This is a genomic window from Streptomyces sp. NPDC058691 (genome assembly GCF_042714775.1).
In the GTDB taxonomy this organism is placed as follows: domain Bacteria; phylum Actinomycetota; class Actinomycetes; order Streptomycetales; family Streptomycetaceae; genus Actinacidiphila.
This window is the reverse complement of record NZ_JBHXSO010000005.1, coordinates 126,988-152,077: the sequence shown is the minus strand read 5'-3', so window position 1 is coordinate 152,077 and position 25,090 is coordinate 126,988. Positions and strand designations below refer to the sequence as shown.

Here is a 25,090-nt window from a genome sequence, read left to right as displayed (position 1 = left end):
CAACGACGTGACCAGGGGCACGTCCGCGGCCGGTGTCACTCCCCCACCACGTGCCACGCGCCCCGCCCCGCCGCCGCCCCCGCGCACACGAGAGCGGCCCCTCCTCAGGCGCTTGGGAGGGGCCGCTCTCTTCTCTCACCCGGTCAGGGCCTCACTCACGCCGCGACCGAGACCTCCAGGCCGGAGTCCGCGCCGGTCACGGCGGGCTCCAGGGCCAGCTTCAGCACGTGCCGGACGTCCGAGACCGCGTGGACCTCCAGCTTCTCCAGGATCTCGGCGGGGACGTCGTCGAGGTCCGCCTCGTTCCGCTTGGGGATCACGACGGTGGTGATCCCGGCGCGGTGCGCGGCCAGCAGCTTCTGCTTGACGCCGCCGATGGGCAGCACGCGCCCGGTCAGCGACACCTCGCCGGTCATCGCCACGTCGTCACGGACCCGGCGCCCCGACAGGAGCGAGGCCAGCGCGGTGGTCATGGTGACACCCGCGCTCGGGCCGTCCTTCGGGACCGCGCCCGCGGGGACGTGGATGTGGACGCCGCGCTCCTTCAGGTCGCCGACCGGCAGTTCCAGTTCGGCGCCGTGCGAGCGCAGGAAGGAGAGCGCGATCTGCGCGGACTCCTTCATCACGTCGCCCAGCTGACCGGTGAGCTGCAGTCCGCTGCCGCCGGTCTCCGGGTCGGCCAGCGACGCCTCGATGTAGAGGACGTCGCCGCCCGCGCCGGTCACCGCCAGGCCCGTGGCCACACCCGGCACCGCCGTGCGCCGCTCCTGCGGGTCCTGCGCCGATTCCGGCACGTGGTGCGGCCGCCCGATGAGATCCCGCAGTTCCTCCGGGGTCACCGTGAACGGCAGCTCGTGCTCGCCGAGTTCGTGCTTGGCCGCGACCTTCCGCAGGATGCGGGCGATCGACCGCTCCAGGGTGCGCACGCCCGCCTCGCGGGTGTACTCCCCGGCCAGCTTGCGCAGGGCCGCGTCGTCGACGATGACCTCGTCCTCGCCGAGCCCGGCCAGCTCGCGCTGGCGCGGCAGCAGGTGGTCGCGGGCGATGACGAGCTTCTCGTCCTCGGTGTAGCCGTCCAGCCGCACCAGTTCCATGCGGTCCAGCAGCGGCTCCGGGATGGCCTCCAGGACGTTGGCGGTGGCGAGGAACACCACGTCGCTCAGGTCCAGTTCGACCTCCAGGTAGTGGTCCCGGAAGGTGTGGTTCTGGGCCGGGTCCAGGACCTCCAGCAGGGCCGCGGTCGGGTCGCCGCGGTAGTCGGAGCCCACCTTGTCGATCTCGTCGAGCAGGACCACCGGGTTCATGGACCCGGCCTCCTTGATGGCGCGCACCAGGCGGCCGGGCAGCGCGCCGACGTAGGTGCGCCGGTGGCCGCGGATCTCCGCCTCGTCGCGGACGCCGCCGAGCGCGACGCGCACGAACTTCCGTCCCATCGCGCGGGCAACGGACTCGCCGAGCGAGGTCTTGCCGACGCCGGGCGGGCCCACCAGGGCCAGCACCGCGCCTCCGCGGCGCCCGCCGACGACCCCGAGACCGCGGTCGGTGCGGCGCTTGCGCACGGCCAGGTACTCGGTGATGCGCTCCTTCACGTCGTCCAGGCCCGCGTGGTCGGCGTCCAGCACCGCCCGCGCGCCGGGGATGTCGTAGGCGTCCTGGGTCGTGGTGTTCCACGGCAGTTCCAGGACGGTGTCGAGCCAGGTGCGGATCCAGCTGCCCTCGGGGGACGCGTCGCTGGACCGCTCCAGCTTCTCGACCTCCTTCATGGCGGCCTCGCGCACCTTCTCGGGCAGGTCGGCGGCCTCGACGCGGGAACGGTAGTCGTCCGCCTCGTCCTCCGGGTCGCCGTTCAGCTCGGCCAGCTCCTTGCGGACGGCCTGAAGCTGCTGCCGCAGCAGGAACTCGCGCTGCTGCTTCTCCATGCCCTCCTGGACGTCCTTGCGGATGGTCTCGGCGACGTCCTGCTCGGCCAGGTGGTCGCGCAGCCACTGGGTGGCCAGCTTCAGCCGGGCGACTGGGTCGACGGTCTCCAGCAGCTCGACGCGCTGCTTGGTGGTGAGGAAGCCGGAGTAGCCGGCGTTGTCGGCCAGCTGCGAGACGTCGTCGATCTGCTGGACGCGGTCCACGATCTGCCAGGCACCGCGCTTGCGCAGCCAGCTGGTGGCCAGCGCCTTGTACTCCTTGACGAGTTCCGCGACGGTGCCGGGCGCCTCGGCGGGCACCGGTTCCGCGATCTCGGTCCCCTCCACCCACAGGGCGGCGCCGGGTCCGGTCGTGCCCGCGCCGATGCGCACACGGCTGACGCCGCGGATCACGGCCCCGGGATCGCCGTCCGACAGCCGTCCCACCTGCTCGACGGTGCCCAGCGTGCCCACTCCCGCGTAGTCGCCGTCCACGCGGGGAACGAGCAGGACCCGCGGCTTGTTGCCGACACCGGGCAGACCGGACCGCTGAGCGGCCTGGGCCGCCTCGACGGCGGCACGCGCCTCGGCGTCGGTGAGGTCCACGGGCACGACCATGCCCGGCAGGACCACCGCGTCGTCGAGCGGCAGCACGGGCAGGGTGAGCGGCGCGAACGCCGACGAAGACGATTGAGCCATTATCTCTCCCTAAGCAATCAAGTTGAGCTATGCAGACTCAATGCTTCTGATGCCCCCGGTGTTCCCCGGACCGTGTTCGCTCTGAGCGATCGACCCCCGACCGGCCCCCGACCGGCCGCTGACCTGCCGCTCATTACGCTGAGTCCATGCACGCGAACGAAGAGGGACGACCCGTCACACTCGACCGCCGCGAGGGACCGTACGGCGAGGTGGCCCTGCGCCGGCACGGCGAGCGGTTCGAGATCATCGCCAACGGCACCTTTCTGATGGACACCTCCGACGGCCGCTCGGAACGGCTGCTGGTCGACGCCGCCCTGGCCGCCCTGCCGGCGGACCGAACCGGCCTGTCGGTGCTGATCGGCGGCCTGGGCGTGGGCTTCTCCCTGGCCCACGCGGTGCGGGAGCCGCGCTGGGAGCGGATCGCGGTGGCCGAGCGCGAGCGGGCGGTCGTCGACTGGCACCGCGCCGGACACCTGGCGCCGTTCTCCGAGCACGCGCTGGACGATCCGCGGGTGACGGTGCTGGAGGGCGACCTCGTGGCGTATCTGCGGGAGGCGGACGCGACCTACGACGCCCTGTGCCTGGACATCGACAACGGCCCCCACTGGACGGTCACCGACGACAACCGGGGGCTGTACGGCCCCGAGGGCCTGGCGGCCTGCCGGGCACGGCTCACACCCGGCGGCGTACTGGCGGTATGGTCGGCCAAGCCGTCCGCCGCGTTCGAGGACGCACTGCGGTCTGCGCGGTTCACGCAGGTCCGGACGATGGAGACCCCCGTGAATCGGGGCGTTCCGGATGTCGTGCACCTGGCAATCACACCCGGATAGCCGCGGCGCCGTCGTGCCCCGTACGCTGCTGCGCAACGCAAACGACCATGGGGGACCGCACATGGACACCACTCAGACTCCGGGCGACGCCGCAGCGGTCGCGGCCACCCCCGGCGCGCAGCGCCGGGTGCTGGTGGTCGAGGACGACGCGACGATCGCCGACGCCATCGCCGTACGCCTGCGGGCGGAGGGCTTCCAGGTCCGCACCGCGGGCGACGGGCCGGCCGCGGTGGAGACCGCCGCCTCCTGGCAGCCCGACCTGCTGGTGCTCGACGTCATGCTGCCCGGCTACGACGGCCTGGAGGTCTGCCGCCGCGTGCAGGCCGCGCGGCCCGTGCCGGTGCTGATGCTCACCGCGCGCGACGACGAGACCGACATGCTCGTCGGCCTCGGCGTGGGCGCCGACGACTACATGACCAAGCCGTTCTCGCTGCGCGAGCTCGTCGCCCGGGTGCACGTCCTGCTGCGCCGCGTGGAGCGGGCCACCATCGCCGCCCGCGACCCGCGCGGCGCCAACATGCAGCTCGGCGACCTGGAGATCGACAACGCCCAGCGACGGGTCCGGGTCCGCGGCGCGGACGTGCACCTGACGCCCACCGAGTTCGACCTGCTGGTGTGCCTGGCGCAGCAGCCGCGCGCCGTGCTCTCCCGCGAGCAGCTGCTCGCGGAGGTCTGGGACTGGGCCGACGCCTCGGGCACCCGGACCGTCGACAGCCACGTCAAGGCCCTGCGGCGCAAGATCGGCGCGGAGCGCATCCGTACCGTCCACGGTGTCGGCTACGCCCTCGAGACCCCCACGCCATGAGCCCCTACAGCGCGCCACGCCCGCCGAGCCTGCGGGACCGCGTGTGGGCCGCGCTGCGGCCGTGGGACCCGTTCCGGTCCATCAAGGCGGCGCTGCAGTTCCTGGTCATCGCCTCCGTGGCGATCACCACATTCCTCATCTATGTGGCGATGCACTCCGCGACCGAGATCAGGATCATCACGATCTTCTCGATCATCGCCTCGCTGCTCATCTCCCAGCTGGTCGCCCACGGGCTGACCGCGCCACTGCGGGAGATGACCTCGGTGGCCATCGGCATGGCCCGCGGCGACTACAGCCGCCGGGTCACCGCCGCCCGCCGTGACGAGGTCGGCGAGCTGGCCGACGCCTTCAACCGGATGGCCGCCGACCTGGAGGCCGTCGACCGGCACCGCAAGGAGCTGGTGGCGAATGTCTCACACGAGCTGCGCACGCCGATCGCCGCGCTGCGCGCGGTCCTGGAGAACGTCGTCGACGGCGTCTCCGAGGCCGACCCGGAGACCATGCGCACCGCGCTGCAGCAGGCCGAGCGGCTGAGCCTGCTCGTCGCCCACCTGCTGGACCTGTCCCGCCTCGACAGCGGCATCGTGCCGCTGGACGCCAAGCGCTTCGAGGTGTGGCCGTATCTGTCCGCGGTGCTCAAGGCCGCGAGCCTCGGGCTTCAGGACAGCGGGCCGGGCGCCCGGCCGCGCAAGGACGTCCATCTGCACCTGGACGTCTCGCCGCCGGAGCTCACCGCGTACGCGGACGCCGAGCGGCTGCACCAGGTGGTCGCCAATCTGGTCGACAACGCCGTCAAGCACAGCCCGCCCAGCGGCCGGGTCACCGTCCGCGCCCGGCGCGGCGCCGGTCCCGGCAGCCTGGACCTGGAAGTGCTGGACGAGGGCCCCGGCATCCCCGAGGCGGAGCGCACCCGCGTCTTCGAGCGCTTCAACCGCGGCAGCGCGGGCCCCGGCGACGGCGGTACGGGACTGGGGCTGGCCATCGCCCGCTGGGCGGTGGACCTGCACGGCGGCGACATCAAGGTGGCCGAGTCCCCGCGCGGCTGCCGCATCCACGTCGCCCTGCCGGGGTCCGCCCCGGCGCCTGCCTGACGCAACGCACGCACCGCACACACCGCACGTGACGCAAGTAACCCAGGTGCGCCGTACGGCCGGGCGGCGGCTCGCGCCCGGCCAGAGGCAGTCGATTCGGGACCCCTTTCCCGCCAATCTCCGCGCCGAAACCGCACTTTCGATGTGACTTAGGCGACGACTGGCCCCCGGGCCTGCATGAACCGGTCCAATAGGCGTAGCCTTTATTCCCGCTGTCCATCACCTTGTGAAGCGGAAGAGGGCGGTTACCGCCGTGTCGCCACAGTCCCCCAATAGCTCGAGTTCCCCCAGCCTCCGGCCGGGCGGTACCCCCAGGCCCGTGACCGACGGGCAGGGTCAGGACCCTGCCGCCGGCTTCGGGCCGAACGAGTGGCTTGTCGATGAGATCTACCAGCAGTACCTCCAGGACCCGAACTCGGTGGACCGAGCCTGGTGGGACTTCTTCGCCGACTACAAGCCGGGAGCGGATACGGGTTCCGCGGTCGCCACGGGCCGTCCTCAGACGCCCCCCGCCGCAGCGCCGGCCGCTCCGCCGGCCCCCGCGGCTCCGGCTCCGGCTGCTTCGGCTCCGGCCCCCGCGCCGGTGAAGCCGGCCGCGGCCGCCCCTGCCGCGCCCGCCCCGGCCCCGGCCGCCGCCGCGGCTCCCGCCCCGGCGAAGCCCGCCGTCGTGAAGCCCACCCCGGCGCAGCATCCGACCCCGGCCCCCAAGGCCCCGGTCACCGACAGCGCCGCGGGTCCCGAGTTCGTGACGCTGCGCGGTCCGTCCGCGGCCGTGGCGAAGAACATGCACGCCTCGCTGGAGGTGCCCACGGCCACGTCCGTGCGCGCCATCCCGGTGAAGCTGCTGTTCGACAACCGCATCGTCATCAACAACCACCTCAAGCGCGCCCGCGGCGGCAAGGTCTCCTTCACGCACATCATCGGCTACGCCATGGTGCAGGCGCTGAAGATCATGCCGTCGATGAACTGGTCGTTCGCTGAGAAGGACGGCAAGCCGACGCTGGTCAAGCCCGACCACGTCAACCTGGGCCTGGCCATCGACCTGGTCAAGCCCAACGGCGACCGCCAGCTGGTCGTCGCGGCGATCAAGCAGGCCGAGACCCTGAACTTCTTCGAGTTCTGGCAGGCCTACGAGGACATCGTCCGGCGCGCCCGCGTGGGCAAGCTGACCATGGACGACTTCAGCGGCGTCACGGCCTCCCTGACCAACCCCGGCGGCATCGGCACCGTCCACTCGGTGCCGCGGCTCATGCCCGGGCAGTCGGTGATCCTCGGCGTCGGCTCGATGGACTACCCGGCCGAGTTCCAGGGCACCTCCCAGGACACCCTGAACAAGCTGGGCATCGCCAAGGTCATGACGCTGACCAGCACCTACGACCACCGGGTCATCCAGGGTGCCGCCTCCGGCGAGTTCCTGCGGATCATGAACCAGCTGCTGCTGGGCGAGAACAACTTCTTCGACGACATCTTCGAGTCGCTGCGCATCCCCTACGAGCCGGTCCGCTGGCTCAAGGACATCGACGCCAGCCACGACGACGACGTCACCAAGGCCGCCCGCGTCTTCGAGCTGATCCACTCCTACCGGGTCCGCGGCCACGTCATGGCCGACACCGACCCGCTGGAGTACAAGCAGCGCAAGCACCCCGACCTCGACATCACCGAGCACGGGCTCACCCTGTGGGACCTGGAGCGCGAGTTCGCGGTCGGCGGGTTCGCCGGCAAGTCCCTGATGAAGCTGCGCGACATCCTCGGCGTGCTGCGCGACTCGTACTGCCGCACCGTCGGCATCGAGTTCATGCACATCCAGGACCCGCTGCAGCGCAAGTGGATCCAGGACCGCGTCGAGCGCGCGCACACCAAGCCCGAGCGCGACGAGCAGCTGCGCATCCTGCGCCGGCTGAACGCCGCCGAGGCCTTCGAGACGTTCCTGCAGACCAAGTACGTCGGCCAGAAGCGCTTCTCGCTGGAGGGCGGCGAGTCCGTCATCCCGCTGCTCGACGCCGTCATCGACGCGGCCGCCGAGTCGCGCCTGGACGAGGTCGTCGTCGGCATGGCCCACCGCGGCCGGCTGAACGTGCTGGCCAACATCGTCGGCAAGTCGTACGCGCAGATCTTCCGGGAGTTCGAGGGCAACCTCGACCCGAAGTCGATGCACGGCTCCGGCGACGTGAAGTACCACCTGGGCGCCGAGGGCACCTTCACCGGCCTGGACGGCGAGCAGATCAAGGTCTCGCTTGCCGCCAACCCCTCGCACCTGGAGGCGGTCGACCCGATCGTCGAGGGCATCGCCCGCGCCAAGCAGGACGTCATCGGCAAGGGCGGCACCGACTTCACCGTCATGCCGGTCGTCCTCCACGGTGACGCGGCCTTCGCCGGCCAGGGCGTCGTCGCGGAGACCCTCAACATGTCGCAGCTGCGCGGCTACCGCACCGGCGGCACCGTGCACGTGGTGATCAACAACCAGGTCGGCTTCACCGCCGCCCCGGAGTCCTCGCGCTCGTCGATGTACAGCACCGACGTCGCGCGCATGATCGAGGCGCCGATCTTCCACGTCAACGGCGACGACCCCGAGGCCGTGGTCCGCGTCGCGCGACTGGCCTTCGAGTTCCGCCAGGCGTTCAACAAGGACGTCGTCATCGACCTCATCTGCTACCGCCGCCGCGGTCACAACGAGGCCGACAACCCGTCCTTCACCCAGCCGCTGATGTACGACCTGATCGACAAGAAGCGCTCGGTGCGCAAGCTCTACACCGAGTCCCTGATCGGCCGCGGCGACATCACCCTGGAAGAGGCCGAGCAGGCGCTGCAGGACTACCAGGGCCAGCTGGAGAAGGTCTTCACCGAGGTCCGCGAGGCCACCGCGCCCGCCACCTCGCAGGAGGAGGAGAACGCGTCCACCGGACCGGAGTTCCCGGTCCCGGTCGCGACCGCGATCAGCCAGGAGACCGTCAAGCGGATCGCGGCCTCGCAGGTCAACATCCCCGAGCGGATCACCGTCCACCCGCGTCTGCTGCCGCAGCTGCAGCGCCGGGCGGCCATGGTCGAGGACGGCACCATCGACTGGGCCATGGGCGAGACCCTCGCCATCGGCTCCCTGCTGATGGAGGGCACCCCGGTCCGGCTCGCCGGCCAGGACTCCCGCCGCGGCACCTTCGGCCAGCGGCACGCCGTCCTGGTCGACCGGGAGACCGGCGAGGACTACACCCCGCTGCTCTACCTCTCCGACGACCAGGCGCGTTACAACATCTACGACTCGCTGCTCAGCGAGTACGCCGCGATGGGCTTCGAGTACGGCTACTCGCTCGCCCGCCCGGACGCGCTGGTGGCCTGGGAGGCCCAGTTCGGTGACTTCGTCAACGGCGCGCAGACCGTCGTCGACGAGTTCATCTCCTCCGCCGAGCAGAAGTGGGGCCAGACCTCCGGCGTCACCCTGCTCCTCCCGCACGGCTACGAGGGCCAGGGCCCGGACCACTCGTCCGCGCGCATCGAGCGCTTCCTCCAGCTGTGCGCGCAGAACAACATGACGGTCGCGGTCCCGACCACCCCGGCGAACTACTTCCACCTCCTGCGGTGGCAGGTCCACAACCCGCACCACAAGCCGCTCATCGTCTTCACCCCGAAGTCGATGCTGCGCCTGAAGGCGGCGACCTCGACGACCGAGGAGTTCACCTCCGGTCAGTTCCAGCCGGTCATCGGCGACACCGCCGTCAAGCCGGAAGAGGTCCGCAAGGTCGTCTTCTGCTCCGGCAAGGTCTACTACGACCTCGTCGCCGAGCGGGAGAAGCGCGGTGCCTTCGACACCGCCCTCATCCGGATCGAGCGCCTCTTCCCGCTCCCGGGCCTGGAGATCCAGGCCGCCCTGGCCCCGTTCACCAAGGCCCAGAAGTACGTCTGGGCCCAGGACGAGCCGGCCAACCAGGGTGCCTGGCCCTTCATCGCCCTCAACCTGATCGACCACCTCGACCTGGTCCTGGGCGCCGCCCCCGACAACGCCGACCGGCTGCGTCGCGTCTCGCGCCCGTCCTCCTCGTCGCCGGCGGTCGGCTCCGCCAAGCGGCACCAGGAGCAGCAGGAGCATCTGGTGCACGAGGTCTTCGAGCTCTGAGGCTCGTAGCCCCGTAGCTCTCGGTCCCGTGAACGCGAGGGGCCCCGCACTCACCGAGTGCGGGGCCCCTCGCGTGTTCCGCGGACGGGCGCGGGGCGGGACGTCAGGACGACGCCGGGCCCGCCGCGCCCTGAAGCCGGGTCGCCACGTGCCGGATGAGCTTCTCCAGGTCGGCGCAGTAGACGGACGGGTTGTGGAAACCGGCGCCTGACAGATAGCGGTGGGCGTAGTTGCCCGCGCCGCAGACCGCGACGACGGGGCAGGAGCGGCAGATCGGCGGGAGGGCGTCCGGGCCGAGCTGGCGGGCGACGACGCCGGGGTGGTCCAGGGCGTCGTCGAAGGAGTTGTGGAAGACGTCGAAACCGGTGGCGGGAGCGCCCTCGTACGCGGTCTTGAGGGAGTCGACCTGCTCGATCGCACCGTCCGTGTCGATGACCACCGCCGCGACGGGCGAGGTGCCGACCGCCTCGGCGCCGCTGGGCAGTCCCAGCAACAGCCCGATGATCTCGGCGAAGAGCCGGACCGGCGGCGCGCTGCTCGTGGCGCCGAACCAGCGGTCGAAGGCCTGGATCAGCCAGTCCGCGTACGGAGTGGGGCCGCCCCGGGCGGGCTCGCGGCCGGCGGGCTTGCCGGGCGGCGGGGCCGACCAGTTGGCGTGCGGCAGGAGCAGGTCCATCGAGGGCGGCTCCAGGGCCGCCAGCGACTCGTAGACCTCGACGGGGTCGGAGGCGAGGTCGATGGTGCACAGCACGCCCGCATAGGCTTCCGGGCGCCGGGCCAGACGCCGCAGTCCGCGGGTCGCGGCGGGCCAGGACGGCCGTCCGTTGTGGCCCACGCGGCGGTGGTTGAGCGCCGCCGTGCCCCCGTCCAGACTCACCCCGACGCGGATGCCGGCGTCCGCCAGCGCCGCGATGGCGGCCTCCGTCAGCAACGTGCCGTTGGTCTGCACGGAGGCGTGCACCCGGCACTCCGGCACCCGGGCCTGCACGGCCCGCCGCACCGTGGCGGTGTAGTCCACCAGCGGGGCGGCCCCGGCGAGCAGCGGCTCGCCGCCGTGCAGATTGACGTGCACGGTGGTGAGGCGGTGCGTCTGCGCGTGCTCCGCGATCCGCTCCGCCGCCTGGGCCACGACCTCCTCCGGCACCCGGGCCGGACGATCCCGCCAGCTCTCGTCGGCTCCCCGGTAGACATAGCAGTACGTGCACGCCAGATTGCACCGGCTGTGCACCTTCAGCACGAACTGCCGGAACGGTACGGGGGCGACTCCCGCACGGCGCACACCGGCGACGTCCAGGGTCTGCAAGGGCCACATAGTGCGTGTGATCGCGGGATCAGGCGATGAAGATGCCGTCCTCGTAGAACGCCACCATGGTCCCGCCGGCCTCGGCTCGGGCCTGCAGCACCGGTGCCAGCGAGGTGAGCGCCGGGCGCCCCGCACGGCCGGCCAGCGAACTCACGTCCAGACCGGAGAGGTCCGGCAGCGCTTCGTCCGAGACCGGCTCATGGGTGTCGTGCATCGTTGTCGCGCCTTTCAGATGGGTTGGGGTTCGAAGTCCCAGTACGGCCGCTCACGGCGGCGCACGGACATCGTGTGCGGGTGCTGGGCGCCGAGAGTGTCGGTCAATTGCTGCAGCGCCTCGCGCTCCAGCTTGTTCGCTTCCTCGGCGCGGCGCAGGGTCCTCAGGTCGTCGGCCAGGGCCGCTTTGCTGGACAGCGTCAGGGGGTGGGTGTCGCCCATGACGCGGACGGCCTGCTGGACATTGCGGCGGCTCAACTCGAGGGCGTCCTCCTCGTGGCCCGCCAGGTGCCGGGCACCGGAGGTGTTGAGGGCACAGCCCAGGACCCAGGGGTGGTCGTCGCCGACGGCCCGGCGCATGCCGACGAGCGCTCGTTCGGCGATGTCCAGGGCGGCTTCGCGCTCTCCGTACTCCCAGAGCACCAGGCCGGTGTTGCCGTAGGTGCCGACGGTGTACGGGTGGTCCTCGCCCACCAGGTCGCGGTAGCGCTCCGCGACCCTCTCGGAGAGCTCGCGGCTCTGGTCGAGATTGCCGTGCTCCCGGGTGAAGGTGGCGAAGTCCGCCTGCACCATCAGCGTCTCCGGGTGGCGGGGCCCCTGCACCTGCGCGCAGCGTGCCACGACACTGCTCATCAGCGCCTCGGCCCCCGCCAGGTCGCCCTGACGGCGCATGCACAGCGCGAGGTTGTGCTCGGCCCGCAACGTCTCGGGGTTGTTCGGCCCGAGCCGCTGGCGGTGCAGGCGGACGTTGAGCTCCTGCTTGGACATGGCCTCCGTGTAGCGGCCCAGCAGCCGCAGCATCCAGGCGGAGGCGAGTCCGGAACGGAGGGTGTCGGGGTTGTCGGCCCGGTACAGCCGGGTGCGCACGACCACGTTGTCGTCGTGTGCCTCCAGCGCCTCCTCGTAGCGGCCGAGGAGTCCGAGGGCGAGGCCCAGGTTCTCCCTCGCCTGGAGGGTGCGCGGGCTCTCCAGTCCGACGGTGCGCTGGTACTGGCCGTGCATGTCGTCGTAGAGCTCGCGGGCCTCACGGAACCGGCCCAGGGCCAGCAGGGCGCCGCCGAGGGCGTTGCGGGCGGTCAGCAGGTCCGGGTCGTCCGGCGACCGGTCGGCGAAGGCGTGCACCACCGAGCGCCCCACTGCCTCGGCCTCGCGGTAACGGCCGGACCTGCGCAGCAGGTTGGTGTGGAGCGTCATCGCGATCAGCATGATGCGGCGGGTCGGCGGGATACGGCCGCGCCACCGCGCCAGCGCCTGTTCGCACAGGGCGAGGCCGGTGCGGTACTCGCCGCGCGTGCGAAGGTAGTTGATGCAGTTGAGGACGAGGTCCTGCACGTCCTCGTCGCTGCTCTCCAGTGCTCCGGAGTGCTTGAGATGCGGGAACAGCTCGGCGTAGCGGTGCCACTCCCCGGGTTCCGTGGGACGACGCGGGTCCGCGCGGACCAGGATCCGGCAGGCGGCCAGGGCCAGGGTGTCGCGCTCGTCCTCGCTCAGGTCGTTGCGGAGGAAGCCGTGGTAGAGCTTGTGCATCTGCACGGTGTCGACCACGGTCTCCTGGCCGGGGCTCGTCTCGTAGTCCAGCCGCACGGCGGTGGCCTCCGACAGGCGGCGCAGCGCGGTGTGCCAGCCGATCGGGTCGGCGACGAGCGTGGCGAGGTGCTCGGGCAGGTCGCGGGCGCGGGCGGACTGGATCAGCCGGACGGGGATCGCGTCCGGCGAGAAGAAGACCAGGAGCTTGAGGAGTTCGGCGGCCCCGGGAGTGCGCTCGCGGAGCGTGTTGAGAGCTATCGACCAACTGGTCTGGAAGCTCATCGGGTAGTTGTCACCGATGCCGATCCCCAACTGGTTGGGCTCGCCGCGCTTGATCAGCCCGATGTACTCCTTGGCCGGCATCGGGTTGGTGTCCAGCCAGGCCGTGGTCTGGGCGAGGAGCAGGGGAAGGTCCTCCACGGCCTCGGCCAGGTCGTCGGCCTCCTCGGCTGTCAGGCGGGGAGCACGACGCAGCGCGTAGGCGACGCTCTCGCCCCGGATGAAGGGGCGGACCTCGATCTCCTGGGTGCGGCCGGCGGCGGACCAGTCGCGGGTGAGGGTGGTCAGCAGCACGTGGCCGCGGCCCTCGGGGATCAGATCCTCGACCTGGTCCATGTAGTCGGCGCCGTCGAAGACCAGCAGCCAGCGTCCGTACGGGCGGCCGGTGCGCAGGGCCTCGTGGACCGCGCGGATGCGGTCGCCGATCTCCTGGCCGACCTGGAGGTTCAGCCGCGGAGCGAGTTCTGCCAGCTGTTCGCGCGCGGTGCCCCGGTAGTTGGCGCTGACCCAGTAGACGACGTCATAGGCGTTGCCGAAGCGGTGCGCGTACTCCTGGGCGATCTGGCTCTTGCCGACACCGGAGATCCCGTACAGGGCGCACTGCGATCCCTCGTCACCACCCGACGTCAGCAGGTCGTGGAGCTTCTCCAGAAGGGGGTCGCGACCGGTGAAGCGGTCGTTGCGCCGAGGGGTCCTGCGGATTTCCGGCGGGTCGAGGGGGAAGCGCGGCGCCTTCTCCGCGCCGTTCGCGGGGACTCTGGCGGGGTCGATGTCCAGCCGGCGCAGGATGCGGCGGCGTGCCTCGGATGCCGCGAGCTCGTGCAGGTCGACGGGGCGCAGAGCGGCGACGGTGGGCGGCAGGGACTCGGTCGCGACGCTCACCGCGGCGAACCGGTCGGCGTTCGGCGGGACGACCTCGCGCAGCGCCGAGGTCCACTCCTCCCGGGTGCGCGGACCGAGCCGGAAGTACCAGTTGTCCAGAAGGAGCAGGACGCGTCCGGGGGCCCGCAGCAGATCCTGCAGGGCATCGCTCAGCGGCCCCTCGGCTCCCGGATCCCAGCGCAGCATCGCCGTGCGGTGTCCCAGTTGCTCCAGCTGGTGAGAGATCCAGGCGGCCCAGGGACGGTTGAAGCCCGCATAGCTGATGGTGAAATGCTCGCCAGGGCCGGGCGTCCGGGCTTGCTCGGCCATGCGACCGTCTCCCTACTGCGAGCAAACGTCATCGTAGGGCTCAAAACCCTAATGGATATGGTGCACCGTCAGACAGATCTGCAGGCAGTCGTGTTGACCCATTCGGGGCCCGTCCGGGCTGGCGGAAGGGCGGCGGTGAGCCGGTCGGCGATGTGCCGGATCAGAAATTCAAGATCGGAACAGTACACGGACGGGTGAAGGTAGCCACTACCCTCCGAGAAGCGATGGGCATAGTTGCCACCGCCGCAGACCCTGACCAGGGAACACTGCCGGCAGGTGTCGGACAGACCGTCGATCCCCAGTTGCCGGGCCGCGATCCCCGGGTGGTCGAGAGCGGTGTCGAAGGAGTCGGTGAACACGCTGAGCCCGGTGGACATCCCGCCGTGGTAGGCCGCCATGAGGGAGTCCACCTGCCCTATCGAGCCGTCCGTGTCGACCACGACGGCCGCCACCGGGGAGAGCCCCACGGACTCGCTGGTGCCCGGGCGCCCCAGGAGCAGCCCGAGGATCTCGCGGAACAGACGCACCGGGGGCCCCGGCACCGCGGCGTCCCACCACAGGTCGAAGACCTCGGACAGCCACCTGCCGTACGGCACGGGACCGCCGTCACCGGTGGGCGGCGGGCTGCTCCGGTTCGCGTGCGGGAGGAGCAGGTCGAGGAACGGCGGGTCCAGCGCCAGCAGCGAGGTGTACACGTACGCCGGGTCACTGCCGAGATCGATGGTGGCGAGGAGACCGGCGTACGTCCGCGGATGGTCCCGGAGCAGCCGCGCGGCATCCGATACGGCCGTCCAGGAGGGCCGCCCGGCGTGGTCGATCCGGCGCCGGTTCAGCTCCGCGGTACCGCCGTCCAGACTCAGCCCCACACGGATGCCGCCGTCGGCGAGTGCGGCAAGCACGGTGCCGCTGAGAAGCGTTCCGTTGGTCTGCACGCCGATGGTGAGGGCGCAGGAGCGCGGCAGTGCCGAACGCAGCAGACCGGCGGTCGCGAGAAGAGGTTCCGGGCCCTTGAGCAGCGGTTCGCCGCCGTGCAGGTCCACCTGCACATTGCGCAGGGCGTGGGTACGGGCGTGCTCGGCGATACGTGCCACGGTCCGGCGCATGGTGGCCGGGGCCACACTCACCGGGCGGTCCCGCCAACTGGTGTCGGCTCCCTGGTAGATGTAGCAGTAGGTGCAGGCAAGGTTGCAGCGGCTGTGCAGCTTCAGCACGAACTGCCGGAACGGGACGGCCGGAGTGCCCGCCCTGCGCAGGGCAGGGACGTCGAGCAGACGCAGCGGCCAGGGAGCGTGCCGTACGGAGTCGTCTTCCGTCGGGGACGTACCGGCTGTGCCGACCACACTGCCCCCTGAGTCTCCCTGCGGCTCGGTTGCCACCCGGCCCGATGATGCTTCATGCAGGGGGCAACTGTCAGCAGGGCGGGCGCCGGCCCGTGCGGTCGACCGGCGCGAACCGGCCGGGGTTCCGCAGGCGTCTCAGGCCCGGCCCGGGACCCCGCTAACCACCGCTCCCGGGGCTGTCGTCGTAGTACGCCACCGCCTCCCCCTCCGCCGGCCAGTGGTCCAGCAGATCGGCCACGACCGCGGAAAGCACCGGGTGCCCGGGGGCATCCCGCAGCGACGGGACATCGACTCCGGAGAAGTCCGGGAGCGGCTCCGTGCGCTCCTGGCGCTCCTCCGGCGGTCCGCTCGTCGGAGGACTGTGCACTCTGTTCTCCTCTGGGGATGGCCTGCTGGACGGGGATGCCCGAACTGACGTCCCGGGAAACACATGTGGCGTCAATGTCGTGGGCGCAGGGCCCGGATCCGGTCCGCGGTCCGGTGGGCCTCGTCGCTGTCGGCGGCGCCGGCGGCCTCCCAGGCGTCGGCGGCCTTGAGGTAGACCGACAGGGCCACGGCGGCGCCCGCGGTGCGCTCCAGGACGACGGCGCGGCGGTGGTGGGCCCTGGCGGCGAGGAGCGGGCCGGCCGTGCGCCGGGCGGCTTCGGCGTAGGCCTCGGCGGCGCGGGTGAGGGGGGCGACGGCGCCGGTGCGGCGGGCGAGGAGGTCCTGGACGTCGCCGAGCTCCAGCCAGGCGCGGGCGGCGGTCTCGGCGTCCTCGGCGCGGGTGGCGAGTTCGAGTACCCAAGCGGCCTCGTGGAGGTCGGCGAGGCCGCCCTGCCGTTCGTGCCGCAACCGCAGGGCCTGCCCGAAGAGCAGCCGGCGGGCGGCGGCGCGCGGGGCGTGGGAGGCGGTCTCGGCGACGGCCTCGCGCAGGACGTGGACGGCCTCGGTGACGACGCGGGTGTTCCGCGGGTCCAGCTCGGCGCGTTTCAGGGCGACTTCGCCGCGGGCGACGAGCAGTTCCACATGGACCGGCGCGTCGTGCGGGACGAGGCGCTGGGCCCGGGTGAGGGCGGTGTCGGCGGCCCGCAGATGGGCGGCGTCGCCGGTGCGCTCCCAGCGGGCCCGGCAGGTCTCGGCGACGCGGCGCAGGCATTCGGCCTCGGCGGGGCCGTCGCCCAGTTCGCGGGCGATGGCGGCGGCTTCGGTGAGCAGGTCGTGCGCCTCGTCCACGCCCCGCCCGCCGGGCTCCAGGGTCAGCGCCTCGGCGAGGTCGAGCAGCGGCCGGCGCAGCTCCGCCGCGGGCACCTGGTCGGCCCGCATGAGGCCGACGGCGGCGCGCAGGTCGGCCGCGGCCCGCACGGCGAAGGACTGCTCGCCGGTGGTACGCGCGCGGTCGAGCAGCACGCGGCCGCGGCCGAGCAGCAGGGCACTGGGGAGTTCCGCCGAACGCCAGCGGCGCAGCTGGGCGTTGCAGACGTCCTCGGCCTCCTGGAGCAGCGCGTGGCGGGCCGGACCCGGGGGTTCGAGGGCGTACTGCGTCCGCAGGCACTCCGCGAGCTGCAGAGCGCAGGACAGCAGCAGCGACGGGCCCGCGCCGGCTTCGCCGGCCAGGGCGGCCCGGCAGTGGCCGGCGGCCTCGCGCAGGCCGGGCAGGGCCGCGTCGGCACGTCCGGCGGCGATCCCCGCGTCGGCGCGCTCGGCGAGCACGCGGGCCAGGGCGAGGCGGGCGTACGGGCCGCCGCCGGCCGTGAGCCCGGCCCGGGCGGCCTGTTCGGCCTCGCCGAGGACGTCGGAGTCGCCCCACTCCCGCCAGGCGTGGCGGAGGGCGTCGGCGAGCCTGCTGCCGATCGTGCCGGAGGCGGACGGACCGGCCGCGGCGCGCAGCAGCCGCACCGCCTCCAGCAGATCGCGGACGGAGCCCCCGCGCTCGTACCGCTCCAGCCGGGCGATCCCCAGCGCGGCGGGTCCGGCGGGGCCGTTCTGCGGCGGGTCCTGCCAGGTGGGAGTGACGGAGAAGTCGAGGGAGGGCTCGAAGCGGCGCAGCACCCGCTCGGAGACCCGCGCGAAGGGTTCGGGCACGGCGTCGGGCCCGGTCTCGGGTTCGCGGCCCGCCCCGGAGAGGTAGGCGACGGCCACGGCGGGGAAGTTGCGGGCGCTGCGGCCGAAGGCCTTCTCGATGTAGAGGGAGCAGTGCTTGAGGACGAGCGCCGCCTCGCCCGCGGTCAGCCGGCGCAGCAGCAGGTCGCGCACGCCGGGCAGGAAGTCGTACCAGGGGCTCTCGCCCGCGTCCCCCGCCGGCCCGGCCGGTTCCTGCGGGCCGACCGGCACGACCAGGCCGCTGAGCAGCACCTCGGCGAGTTCGGTGGGGCCGGTCTGCGGGAGCATGGCGCGCTGGACGAGCTGCATGACGGGCAGCGCCAGGGGCGCCGCCGACAGGTGCACGGCGAGCTGGCGGGCCTGCGGCGAGGCGGAGGTCTCGAAGGCGTGCAGCAGTTCCCCGGGGTCCCGGTCGCGCAGGTCGGGCACGACGGGCAGGTCGGGTCCGGCGTCGGCGGCGACCCATGCCGCGGCGCCGCGCAGGGTGACCCCGGCGGTGCCCGACACCAGCCGCGCCCAGGAGCCCAGAGCCGCCGGGACAGCCGACAGCACCGGTACGGGCAGCGCGCCCGGCGGCGCCTGCGCGGCGGAGCGCCGGCGCTGCGGACGGAACTCCAGTGCGCGGTAGGGGCCCGGCCGGCGCCGCAGGACGCCCGGCACGGCGGGCAGGAAGGTACGGGGCCACAGCCGCTGCGGCAGTGGCTGCAGGACGGCGACGGGTGCGTGCTCCGCCCAGCGCCGCAGCAGGCGGTGCATGCGGCCGTCCTGCCACAGCGGGCCCGCGCAGTCGCTCACGACCAGGCTGAGCCGGCGGCCCGTGGGGTCGTACAGCTGCTCGGCGGGGCTCAGGGGCTCGTCGGGGCCGGGCGCGGTGGCCGCGCCGACGCCGGTGGCATACGGCCGCAGATAACGGACCGTCACATTGCGGAAGGCGCCGACGCGTTCGCCGACCTCGCGCAGTTCCTGCAGCATCTGCTCCCACACGGCCATCGAGGCCGAGCCGTCCATGAGCAGTTGCAGGTCCGCCTCATGGCGCCGTACGCCCCGCAGGACGGGCCAGACCAGGCCGGAGCCGGCGGTGCGTTCCGCGGTCGCGTCCTCGTCGAGTTCGGTGCGGGCGGGCGCGACGGGCGGGCGGTACTGCTGCATGGGGCGCAGCGCGCGCTGGAGCGGGAGCAGCGCGGGGAAGGCGGACGCGGTGGGCACGGCGATCTCGCTGAGCGGGCCGCGGCCGCCCGCGGGGCCGCCGCTGCGCACGGGCAGCAGATCGACGGTGCGGCGGCCCTGGTGCGCCCGCTCAGGGTCGGCGGGCGGGGTCCGGCCTGTGCCGGTGCCGATTTCCGGCCCGGTGCCGGTGGTGTCGGAGTCCGGTCGCAGATTGGCTTGATCTGGCGCGTCGGCCGTCGCGCCGCCGGCCGGCGCGGCTTCCGCCCCGGCGGTGCCGTCGCCCGGGTCGACCCACTGCGCGAGCCACAGGGCGTCGGCGATTCCCTCGGCGTCGAGGTCGACCCCCGCCGCCCGCAACCGCCCGACGAGGTCCGTGAGGGGCCGGCGGCCGGCCTCCCCGATCCCGGTGGGCACAGCCGGTCACCTCGTCCGGTCGAGCGGGCGCAGAAGTTCCGCGGTGAGCCGCTGCCGGGTCTCCTCCTCGTCGGTCCAGCCGGCCTGCTGGATCAGGTGGATGGCGTTGAGCAGCTGGTCGACGGCCCGCACGTCGCCCGGTGAGCGGGCCAGGAAGCTCTCGATGACCGAGTCGTAGCGCTCGGCCGCGGCCTCCCCGAAGTGCGCGCGCACCATGCCCGCCAGCCGCTCCTTGTCGGGAGTGGCCAGTTGCAGATGGATGCAGCGGCGCAGCAGCGGGGCGGGGAAGTCCCGTTCGCCGTTGCTGGTGAGGACGATGAAGGGGAACGCGTTGCAGCGCACCTTGCCGTCGCGGACCGTGACCACCGTGCCGTCGTCGCAGCGCACCGGCACCTCGCGCGCGCGGTCGGTGATGCGCTCCAGCTCCGGGATGGTGTACTCGCCCTCCTCCAGCACGTTGAGCAGGTCGTTGGGCAGGTCGATGTCGCTCTTGTCGAGTTCGTCGATGAGCAGCACGCGCGGCCGCCGGGAGGGCAGCAGCGCGGTGCCGAGAGGGCCGAGCCGGATGTAGCGGCCGATGCCGCCGCCCGGTTCGTCGCCGCGGCTCGCCTCGGCGAAGGCGGAGCCGCCGGCGCTGCGTTCGATCTGCAGGTCCTGGAGGCGCCCGATGGCGTCGTACTGGTAGAGGCCGTCGCGCAGCGTACTGCGGCTGACGATGGGCCAGTTGAGCACGCGGCCGAGGCCGAGTTCATACGCCACGGAGTGCGCGAGCGTGCTCTTGCCGCTGCCGGGCTCGCCGGTCACCAGCAGCGGGCGGCGCAGGTAGAGCGCGGCGTTGACGAGTTCGCGCTCCTGGTTGCCGGGCCGGTGGAACGCCGCCTGGCGGCGTTGCACACCGAGCCTGCGCTCGGAGGCGGGGTCCAGCGGGGCCGGCTCCGGCACGAGGGGCTCGCCGTCGAAATCCCGCCAGGGCGGGGGCGGCGGCAGCTCGGTGATCCCGTCGTGCGGAGCGCCCGCGCCACGGTAGATCAGCCACTCGCTCACGTCGCACTCCTCATCGCTGGCGGGCCAGCAGGTCGTCGTCAGAGGTCGGGCGGTGGGGGCGGTCGGACGGCGTCCACGCTCTCAACAGGGACGCTATGACAGTACCCACGCATACGGAAGGTCACGACGGATTCCGGTCGGGTCACCGGCCCCGCGGAAGGGGGAAGTGTACTGGCGGGCCGGAGAGTTGGGGCAGTGGATTGCCCGGATCGTCGTAGAGCAGGATGACCTGCGCGACCCATCCGGCCGCGGCCGCCCCGTTCGTCGCGTCCTCCCTCAACTGCCCCAGCCTCCACGGGAGTTCACGCAACACCCCGGAGCCGTTCATACTGCCCTGCCCGGATGCGTCGAGGAGGGCGGTGATCCGGGAGTGGAAGAGGTCGCAGTCCTCGGCGCAGCGCTCGGGCGCATGGCCGTCGGCACGCCACACCGCGACCGCGTATCCGCTCTCCAGGGTCACGCCCGCGGCGTCGGAGCCCGGACCGTCACCGACGGCGAGGCAGAGCACGGGCACCGCCCCGTCGGCCCCGGCGTCGATCTCGTGGCGGCCGAGCACGCTCCCCGGGCGCGCCAGGCGCAGCGGCTGCAGCCGCTCCGCGCCGGTGAGCCGGCGCCAGCGCGCCTCCCACCGGGGGTCGGGGACACCGCGGCGTCCCACGTCCCGCACCACGACGGCGCGGCCGAGGCCGACCGTGCGGTTCTGCGCGATCAGCCAGCGGTGGGCCGCGGTGCCGAGACGCTCGTCCGGCAGTGCCACCTCGAGCCGGGCGGGGGTGCCCCCGGGGCCGTCCGCGCCGTCCAGCACCTCGCGCAGCCGGTGCTCCACCAGCCGCACGGCGTAGTCGAAGGGGAACCCCCGCGGGTCGTCGCCGACGCTCTCGAAGGTCCACTCGCCGGCGCCGTACCCGAGGCGGATCGTCCAGTCGAAGACCGGGGTCCCCTCGTCGTACGCACGGGGCTCGAACTCCACCAGCACCGAGGACGGCAGCCGGCGCCCGACCCGCCCCAGTTCGTCGCGCTCGTCCACGTCCAGGTAACGGGCGCGCTCCTCCGCCCACTCCCGCAGCCGTTCGGCATGGCCCAGGGACGTCTTGTCCTCGCCGTCCCGGGCGGCGCGCTCCGCCTCGGCCGCGGCGAACAGCAGGTACCGCAGGACCATCCGCGACTCGCGGCCGGGATCGGGGTCGTAGAGCACCCCGTGACCGTCGCGCCACGTGGGCAGCGGCTGGGGCCAGGTGCGGCCGGGCGCGCGCATCGCCTCCGCGGCGATCCGTTCCACCTGGCCGGCATGGCGCGGGGCGGGCAGGCTCGCAAGGAGTTCCAGCGCGCGCAGCCGGTCGAGTGCGCGCCGGCCGGGCGCGACGGCCGGGAGGTGCTTCTGGACGTCCGCCCAGGTGCGGACCGTGCCGCCGCCGGGCCGCTGCCGGTCGGCGTGCCACCGGTCGTGCAGGCGCATGAGGGCGTCGTACGGCAGCGGTCCGAGGTCGGGGGCGCCCGGCACGTGGTGGTCGGCCGTGAGCGCGCGCAGCGCGGACAGGGGGACGGCCAGCACGGTGGTCGTGCCCTCGCGGCCCCGGGCCTTCACCACCCCGGCCACCTCGCCGCGTTCCATGTCGACCAGCGGGCCCCCGGAGACACCGGGGCGCGGCCGGGCGGCCGCGTCGAGCAGGATCTGCCCGCGGTCCTGCCCGGCGAGGCGGCAGTCGATCTCCCAGGGTCCGGCGGCGGGGTCGTCGTCGCCGTCGTCCTGGCGCCCGAAGATGTGGGCGTCGCCGACCGGTACCCAGGTGCGGTCGGTGAGCCAGACGCACGACTGGTCCGCCACGTCCTCCAGCAGGCGGATCAGGGCGAGGTCGGGGTGGATGCCCATCGCCGAGGGCGTGTACGGCTCGGAGTCCGTGCCGCCGTCCCAGCGGGCCGCCACGGCCGCCGAATCCCCGGCCAGGTGGTAGGCGAGCCGGCCGCGGACGACCCGCCCGCCGACCACGATGCCGATGTCCTCGTCGCGGCCGGTGCCGCGGCGCCTGCCGTCGGAGTGCACCAGGACGTGCGCGCAGGTGAGCACCCAGCCGGGCGCGACCAGGAAGCCGCTCCCCCACCCCTTGGCCCGCCCGGCACCCCGCGGGCCCGGCAGGGCCCGGATGCCGACGGTGGCCTCCCCGACCAGGCGCAGCAGTTCGCCGAGGTGGTCCTGGCCGGAACGGTCGCCAAGACCCTGGGGGCGCGTCACTGTCCCGCGTCCCGCCAGGTGAGCGTGATCGACAGATTCGCCTTGGCCTCGCCGTCGGCGAGGAGCGCGATGGCCTTGCCCGGCTTGGCGGCCACCTCCACACCGAAGGTGACGCTCCACTCCTGCGGCTTCGCGGCGGCGGCGGCCTCCCGTACGGACGCGGCGACCCCGCCGACCATCTCCCGCAGCCCCTCGACCCTGGTGGTCACCGTGTCCCAGAGGCCGACGTCCTCCCACTCGTCCTCGTACGCGCCGTCGGCCTCGACGTCGAGTCTCGACACCCGGGCCCATATCTGTGTGCCGTCCGGCAGCCGGATCGGCCGCGCTCGCTCCCCCATCGAACCCTCCGCCCCACGAGATGACGAATGATCAGGCTATCGCCGTGAGGGCCATTGCACGGGAGAATCCCGATTCCGCCTATCCTGACCGGGCGAAACGTCCGTCAGGGCGGTCAGCGTCCGTCACTGTCAGTCAGCGTCAGTCTGCGTCCGTCTGCGTTTTACCGAGTTATCCGGAGCACCCCTTGTACTTCACCGACCGCGGCATCGAGGAGCTGGAGAACCGCCGGGGCGAGGAGGAGGTGACTCTCGCGTGGCTCGCCGAGCGGCTGCGCGAGTTCGTCGACCTCAGCCCCGAGTTCGAGATCCCCGTGGAACGGCTGGCCACCTGGCTCGCCCGGCTGGACGACGACGAGGACGAATGACCCCGCGGCGGCCCGTCCGCCCGGACCCGCCGCAGTGACCGCGCCACCACCGCGATGACCCGACCGACCGGTAGCCCTGGGCAACCGGTCCCCAAACACCCAGGCCCGGCGGGGACTCCGCGCCGCGCGGTGCGCGAGGACGCTTGACTTCCCCGTTACGCGATATATCGTGTCTATCGAGAGACGCGATATGTTGCGTTGTCGGTGTCGGCGCGGCCCACGCGCCCGGCGACCCCGAGGAGGGGCGGAATGAGCGGAACACCCGGCACACGGGAGTGGAAGATCACCGAGCCGCACAAGATGGTCTTCGACGGAACCGTCGACACCTTGCATGTGCGCATCGTCAACGGCGCCGTCAACGTCGTCGGCGTCGACGAGGGCCCGGCACGGCTGGAGGTCGGCGAACTGGAGGGGCCGCCGCTGATCGTGACGCACGAGGGCGGCACCCTCACCGTCTCCTACGAGGACCTGCCGTGGAAGGGCCTGCTCAAGTGGCTCGACCGCAAGGGCTGGCGGCGGCATGCCGTGGTCTCGCTCGCGGTGCCGCAGCGCACCCAGGTCTCGGTCGGGGTCGTCGGGGCCAGCGCGGTCGTCTCGGGCATCTCCGACCGCACGGCGGTACGCGGGGTCAACGGCGACATCACGCTCGTCGGGCAGGCCGGGCCCGTGACCGCCGAGACGGTCGCCGGGAACGTGGAGGCCCAGGCGGTCTCCGGTGACCTGCGGGTGAACACCGTCTCCGGGGACCTCACCGTGGTCGAGGGCAGCGCCAGCCACGTCAAGGCCGACTCGGTGAGCGGCAACATGGTGCTCGACCTGGACCCGCGCAGCGGCTCCGAGGTCCGCCTCACCTCGGTCTCCGGCGAGATCGCCATCCGCATCCCCGACCCGGGCGACGCCGAGGTGGACGCCAACACCACCAGCGGCGATGTCTCCTGCGCCTTCGACGAGCTGCGGGTGAGCGGACAGTGGGGCGCCAAGCGGATCTCCGGCCGGCTGGGAACGGGGGGCACGCGGCTGAAGGCGACCACCGTCTCCGGCGCGATCGCCCTGCTGCGCCGGCCGCCCTCCCCGGACGGCGCGTACGGGACGGACGCGGCGGATCCGTTCCGGAAGGGCGTCTGACATGGCCCCCGTCTTCGCCCACGGCCGGCTCCGCCTCTACCTGCTGAAGCTGCTGGACGAGGCGCCCCGCCACGGCTACGAGGTCATCCGCCTCCTGGAGGAGCGCTTCCAGGGCCTGTACGCCCCCTCCGCCGGCACCGTCTACCCGCGGCTGGCCAAGCTGGAGCAGGAGGGCCTGGTCACCCACTCCACCGAGGGCGGCCGCAAGGTGTACTCCATCACCGACGCCGGGCGCGCCGAACTCGCCTCCCGCGACGACGAACTGGCCGACCTGGAGAACGAGATCCGCGATTCGGTCTCCTCCCTGGCCGCGGAGATCCGCGAGGACGTCCGCGGCGCCGCCGGCGACCTGCGCCGCGAGATCCGGGCCGCCACCCAGCAGGCGACGCGCACGCAGCCGAAGAACCCCCAGTCCGACTGGAAGGAGCAGATGCGCCGGTCGAAGGAGGAGATCCGGCAGGCCCGCGAGGAGGCCCACAGCGCGCGCCGTGCCGCCAGGGAGGCCCAGGACGCCGCCCGGGACGAGGTGCAGCGCATCGCGCGCCGCGTGCAGGAGGAGGTCCAGGACCACGTCCGGCGCGGCGACTGGCAGGCGGGCGTCCGTGAGGGCCTCGCCGAACTCACCCGTGAGCTCGGCGCGTTCGGCCGTACCTCCGACTCGTCCGCGAACGGCAGGCCCGAGCCCGCCGAGACCCCCGAGTGGGGGGCGGACGACGCCGCCGTCACCGACGACCCCGCACGCGACCTGGAACGCCTCCTCGACCGCTTCCGCGACGACGTCCGCGACGCCGCCCGGGACAACGGCGTCGACGCCGAGCAGCTCCGCGAGGTCCGCCGCCACCTGTCCACGGCCGCCGCCCACATCGGCGTCGTCCTGCGCGGCAAGCACAAGGACCGTAAGGACCGGAAGGACTAGCCGGCCGCCCCCCCCCGGCGCCCCCGCGGGGGGCGGGGGGGGGCGGGGGCGGGCCGGGGCGCCGCCCCCCCCCCCCCCGCGGGGCGGCCCACCGGCAGACCCAAACCACCACCCAGGCGCAAAACTCG

17 protein-coding genes are annotated in these 25,090 nt (G+C 72.9%); 7 read left to right on the top strand and 10 right to left on the bottom strand.

What is annotated here, in order from left to right; all coding sequences use genetic code 11:
* Positions 1 to 155 precede the first annotated feature (155 nt).
* On the bottom strand, positions 156 to 2,597 hold the full coding sequence (lon, locus tag ACFWVC_RS05825) for an endopeptidase La (RefSeq protein WP_384278417.1): 2,442 nt from the start codon (positions 2,595 to 2,597) through the stop codon (positions 156 to 158).
* Between the two features lie 146 nt (positions 2,598 to 2,743).
* Between lon and ACFWVC_RS05820 the strand changes: the two genes are divergently transcribed.
* The 4 genes from ACFWVC_RS05820 (at position 2,744) to ACFWVC_RS05805 (ending at position 9,428) form a co-directional block, all read left to right on the top strand.
* Positions 2,744 to 3,427 carry a spermidine synthase gene (locus ACFWVC_RS05820; RefSeq protein WP_384278410.1) on the top strand — a complete coding sequence of 228 codons (684 nt, stop codon included), beginning with the start codon at positions 2,744 to 2,746 and terminating at the stop codon, positions 3,425 to 3,427.
* 61 nt (positions 3,428 to 3,488) lie between these two features.
* Positions 3,489 to 4,232: a response regulator transcription factor gene (locus tag ACFWVC_RS05815; RefSeq protein WP_384278402.1), complete on the top strand. Its 744-nt coding sequence runs from the start codon at positions 3,489 to 3,491 to the stop codon at positions 4,230 to 4,232.
* A complete protein-coding gene (locus ACFWVC_RS05810; protein WP_384278396.1) occupies positions 4,229 to 5,323 on the top strand; it encodes an ATP-binding protein in 1,095 nt (364 codons plus the stop codon). Before ACFWVC_RS05815 ends, ACFWVC_RS05810 begins: the two co-directional genes overlap by 4 nt.
* A gap of 253 nt (positions 5,324 to 5,576) precedes the next feature.
* Positions 5,577 to 9,428: a multifunctional oxoglutarate decarboxylase/oxoglutarate dehydrogenase thiamine pyrophosphate-binding subunit/dihydrolipoyllysine-residue succinyltransferase subunit gene (locus ACFWVC_RS05805; RefSeq protein ID WP_384278389.1), complete on the top strand. Its 3,852-nt coding sequence runs from the start codon at positions 5,577 to 5,579 to the stop codon at positions 9,426 to 9,428.
* A gap of 103 nt (positions 9,429 to 9,531) precedes the next feature.
* Here ACFWVC_RS05805 and ACFWVC_RS05800 read toward each other — a convergent pair whose 3' ends face one another.
* The 9 genes from ACFWVC_RS05800 to ACFWVC_RS05760 all read right to left on the bottom strand — a co-directional run bounded on the left by ACFWVC_RS05800 (position 9,532) and on the right by ACFWVC_RS05760 (position 22,556).
* Complete coding sequence (locus ACFWVC_RS05800) at positions 9,532 to 10,740, bottom strand: FxsB family cyclophane-forming radical SAM/SPASM peptide maturase (protein WP_384278382.1); 1,209 nt, start codon at positions 10,738 to 10,740, stop codon at positions 9,532 to 9,534.
* A gap of 19 nt (positions 10,741 to 10,759) precedes the next feature.
* Positions 10,760 to 10,945 carry a hypothetical protein gene (locus ACFWVC_RS05795; RefSeq protein ID WP_384278378.1) on the bottom strand — a complete coding sequence of 62 codons (186 nt, stop codon included), beginning with the start codon at positions 10,943 to 10,945 and terminating at the stop codon, positions 10,760 to 10,762.
* A 14-nt stretch (positions 10,946 to 10,959) separates the two neighbouring features.
* A complete protein-coding gene (fxsT, locus tag ACFWVC_RS05790; RefSeq protein ID WP_384278373.1) occupies positions 10,960 to 13,941 on the bottom strand; it encodes an FxSxx-COOH system tetratricopeptide repeat protein in 2,982 nt (993 codons plus the stop codon).
* Between the two features lie 68 nt (positions 13,942 to 14,009).
* Positions 14,010 to 15,218: an FxsB family cyclophane-forming radical SAM/SPASM peptide maturase gene (locus ACFWVC_RS05785; protein WP_384278659.1), complete on the bottom strand. Its 1,209-nt coding sequence runs from the start codon at positions 15,216 to 15,218 to the stop codon at positions 14,010 to 14,012.
* A gap of 220 nt (positions 15,219 to 15,438) precedes the next feature.
* Positions 15,439 to 15,648, bottom strand: a complete 210-nt coding sequence (locus tag ACFWVC_RS05780; protein WP_384278368.1) for a YxD-tail cyclophane-containing RiPP peptide — start codon at positions 15,646 to 15,648, stop codon at positions 15,439 to 15,441.
* 71 nt (positions 15,649 to 15,719) lie between these two features.
* On the bottom strand, positions 15,720 to 18,944 hold the full coding sequence (locus ACFWVC_RS05775) for an SAV_2336 N-terminal domain-related protein (protein WP_384278364.1): 3,225 nt from the start codon (positions 18,942 to 18,944) through the stop codon (positions 15,720 to 15,722).
* Positions 18,945 to 18,950: 6 nt separating this feature from the next.
* Positions 18,951 to 19,988, bottom strand: coding sequence for an AAA family ATPase (locus tag ACFWVC_RS05770; RefSeq protein ID WP_384278359.1), 1,038 nt, complete (start codon positions 19,986 to 19,988; stop codon positions 18,951 to 18,953).
* A 142-nt stretch (positions 19,989 to 20,130) separates the two neighbouring features.
* A complete protein-coding gene (locus ACFWVC_RS05765; protein ID WP_384278353.1) occupies positions 20,131 to 22,218 on the bottom strand; it encodes a trypsin-like peptidase domain-containing protein in 2,088 nt (695 codons plus the stop codon).
* The gene (locus tag ACFWVC_RS05760) at positions 22,215 to 22,556 is read right to left on the bottom strand and encodes a CU044_2847 family protein (protein ID WP_384278349.1); all 342 of its coding nucleotides are present in this window, start codon (positions 22,554 to 22,556) and stop codon (positions 22,215 to 22,217) included. Before ACFWVC_RS05760 ends, ACFWVC_RS05765 begins: the two co-directional genes overlap by 4 nt.
* A 185-nt stretch (positions 22,557 to 22,741) precedes the next feature.
* Between ACFWVC_RS05760 and ACFWVC_RS05755 the strand changes: the two genes are divergently transcribed.
* From ACFWVC_RS05755 to ACFWVC_RS05745, 3 genes are all read left to right on the top strand, one after another.
* Positions 22,742 to 22,921 (top strand): DUF6104 family protein, encoded by a 180-nt coding sequence (locus ACFWVC_RS05755; RefSeq protein ID WP_384278345.1) that lies wholly within the window; start codon positions 22,742 to 22,744, stop codon positions 22,919 to 22,921.
* A gap of 249 nt (positions 22,922 to 23,170) precedes the next feature.
* The gene (locus tag ACFWVC_RS05750) at positions 23,171 to 24,046 is read left to right on the top strand and encodes a DUF4097 domain-containing protein (RefSeq protein ID WP_384278339.1); all 876 of its coding nucleotides are present in this window, start codon (positions 23,171 to 23,173) and stop codon (positions 24,044 to 24,046) included.
* Position 24,047: 1 nt separating this feature from the next.
* Positions 24,048 to 24,962: a helix-turn-helix transcriptional regulator gene (locus ACFWVC_RS05745; RefSeq protein WP_384278336.1), complete on the top strand. Its 915-nt coding sequence runs from the start codon at positions 24,048 to 24,050 to the stop codon at positions 24,960 to 24,962.
* Positions 24,963 to 25,090 lie beyond the last annotated feature (128 nt).